The organism is Finegoldia magna, assembly GCF_018371055.1.
In the GTDB taxonomy this organism is placed as follows: Bacteria; Bacillota; Clostridia; order Tissierellales; family Peptoniphilaceae; genus Finegoldia; species Finegoldia magna_I.
On sequence record NZ_JAGYZD010000237.1, the window covers coordinates 1 to 2,536 of the forward strand.

Annotated in this window: 4 protein-coding genes; 1 reads left to right on the forward strand and 3 read right to left on the reverse strand. The window is 29.3% G+C overall.

Features of this window, described 5'->3' with window-relative positions; all coding sequences use genetic code 11:
- Positions 1-213: 213 nt before the first annotated feature.
- On the reverse strand, positions 214-438 hold the full coding sequence (locus KHW44_RS08475) for a helix-turn-helix domain-containing protein (RefSeq protein ID WP_304068413.1): 225 nt from the start codon (positions 436-438) through the stop codon (positions 214-216).
- Positions 439-495: 57 nt separating this feature from the next.
- The gene (locus KHW44_RS08480; protein ID WP_304068416.1) at positions 496-1,077 is read right to left on the reverse strand and encodes a PepSY domain-containing protein; all 582 of its coding nucleotides are present in this window, start codon (positions 1,075-1,077) and stop codon (positions 496-498) included.
- A gap of 292 nt (positions 1,078-1,369) precedes the next feature.
- On the opposite strand from KHW44_RS08480, the gene KHW44_RS08485 reads away from it, so the two are divergent.
- Complete coding sequence (locus KHW44_RS08485) at positions 1,370-2,260, forward strand: hypothetical protein (RefSeq protein WP_304068419.1); 891 nt, start codon at positions 1,370-1,372, stop codon at positions 2,258-2,260.
- Between the two features lie 150 nt (positions 2,261-2,410).
- On the opposite strand, the gene KHW44_RS08490 is transcribed toward KHW44_RS08485, so the two are convergent.
- The coding region (locus KHW44_RS08490) for an IS3 family transposase (protein ID WP_304068422.1) at positions 2,411-2,536 on the reverse strand (126 nt) is incomplete at its 5' end.

Consider the following 2,536-nt stretch of genomic DNA (forward strand, 5'->3'; position numbering starts at 1 on the left):
TATTTAGAAAACTATTTGTAATATTCATTTATCTATACCTCCTGATAATATTTTACTATATATACCCAATCCACAATACTATCAATCCACTAAAGTTGTTGATTCTTACTTGAATTTAAATGATTATTATATGCTAAGAGAGAAATCTTTTTTTGCTCTCCTTAAAGCTCAGACTGTGATTTTTTCCTTCATCAGCCCTCCGAAAAATTGAAACTAGTATGGATAAAATCCTATGCTTATGTAAAATTCACTGTAATTATTATTTTTTAGTTTTTTAGACAAGTTATCAAACACTTCAGATTTGTATTTATTTATCCATTCTCTTATGGTATCTTTTTGGATATCATATTTCTTAGCGACACTTAGACAGCTTCCAAGTTTTTCTGATAAATATTCTAGCGCTAATTTTATTTTACATTCTTTTGTGTATTTTGGCATGAAAAACCCCTCCATCCGTATTCCGGATTTTGGGGTTGAGCTAACACTCGGGGAATTTTAACGGTCTTTCTTAATCAATTCACCAGTTTCTAGGTTGTATTTATATTCAATATCCTTGCCGCTTGAATTTTTTACTTCTATTTCCAATTGAGTATATGCCTTGGTTTCATCATACTCTATGGAATATGAATCTAAGTAATAATCCGAACCTGCATCTTTGAGAATATCTACAATTAATCCATCTACCTTTGACACAAGGCCATTGTCAATAGCTTTTTTATTAGCTGTGTGGTCCTTTTCGGAATTGTCTTTGATGATGGAACCGTCTTTTGCGGAGATTTCGATATCGTATTCATTGGACTCATCAAAAGCCTCTATTTCATATTTAGATGTTTGTTTATCTTTGTCAAAACTGATGTCTTCAATGTTTGCTTCCGGATACTTATTCGTAAACACCTTGAGGGCATCATCCAAACTAATATTGTCAGCGACTTTTTGTTCTGTAGACTTTTCATCAGTTGTATCTAAAACTTGTCCATCTTTTGTTGTGTTTGTCTCTGCAGGTGTTTGTGTTGTTTCTGCTTTTTGACAACCTACAAGTGCAAAAGCAAAAACTAGAACTAAAATAAATTTCTTCATTAAATAAATCATCCTTTCTTGTTTTGTGTATAAATGTACACGTTAGATAATAAATTTAATCATAAAATCAGTTTTACTACATTTATTTTGTCAGATTTTGACGCCATAGTCATACAAATATTTTAAGTGAATATGGATATAAATACCAATTAAATAGTACTGCTAGATAAATTAATATCTCGCTATTGCTGTTAATATTTGACTTCATAATTATGATATCCCAAAATAATTGTTTATGTTATAATGTAATTATGTTAAAACTATGTTCATATTTATGAAAGGAGTATTTATTATGTTTAGTTTTTTTATAAATCGTATTTCAAAAGTTTATGAGGCATGCAAAAGTAAAACTTTTCTTGTCTTGTCATTGGGACTGTTTTTCTGTTCAGCCATTATAACTTTAATTGCAATGTTTCTTCCTTATATGGCATATTCCGCTATAGACGGACCGGCAAATTTATTTAAAATCAATTGGTTAAGAGCTGATATAATATTTTTTTCTAATATCTTTATTTTGTATTTCTTATCGTGTTTAAAAATAAAAGGTGTTGTGGCTGCTAGTCTTATTAGCATAATTGTTTTTTTTAACGAAGTAAATGATGCTGTGGATTCTTTTTCTATAATTCTAGACTCTTATGGTTTTGGGATAGGATTTTCTGTCATTAGAACAGCGACCATGTTATCTTTTTTAGCTATAATACTATTTCTGATTTCATATTTTGTTTTAAAACAACGATTTGAAATACACATATCAGAACAACTCCGTTCAACTTCTTTGAAGAGTCTCTTTGGAAGTTTAATGACAAAATTATCAAGTCTAGAAAAAAATTATAAGTACTCTTTCATAGGTGGAATACTTATACTATGTTCTTTATTTCTGCCTATTAAACATACCACGTTTAAGTCTTCAATTGCATACATGTTTATTGGAGAATCTTCAACAGGCTCTTTAGTAATGGCTCTTTTTATAATAGTGCTTCTAAAATCTATTTTAGATAATAAAAAGAATCTTTATTACTTGTTTTCAAGTTTAACCGCTTTTACATTTCTATTTTGGACATTATTTAAAGAGTTATTCGTAAAATCTAAAAATGGCATAGGCTTTATTGTTTATATTGTAGGAATTCTGCTTGTGGCACTTTTTGCTGTTAAAGAGTATCGCCAAGATACATCCGTAAAATAATTTAAATTTTCATATTTTAAAATATAATGCCCCTTAAATCCGGACGCGGAAATAAGGTGACCCCAAAAAGTTGGACTTTATACCAGAGACATTTAGAAATATTTGTCTCTGGTTTTTTTGTCCTCATATTTCCCTTATGGGAAATCGCAGCTAAGCTGCATTCAATTTCCTATATTCAACTGGACTTAAATATCCAAGTTTTTCTTTTATTCTATCTTCATTGTAATATTTTATGAAATCTTCTATTGTTTGTTTTAAGTGTTCGTATGAATAGAA

Coding starts and splice junctions, on each gene's coding strand:
- KHW44_RS08480 (WP_304068416.1), bottom strand. CDS start 1,077: ATGAAGAAATTTATTTTAGTTCTAGTTTTTGCTTTTGCACTTGTAGGT.
- KHW44_RS08475 (WP_304068413.1), bottom strand. CDS start 438: ATGCCAAAATACACAAAAGAATGTAAAATAAAATTAGCGCTAGAATAT.
- KHW44_RS08485 (WP_304068419.1), top strand. CDS start 1,370: ATGTTTAGTTTTTTTATAAATCGTATTTCAAAAGTTTATGAGGCATGC.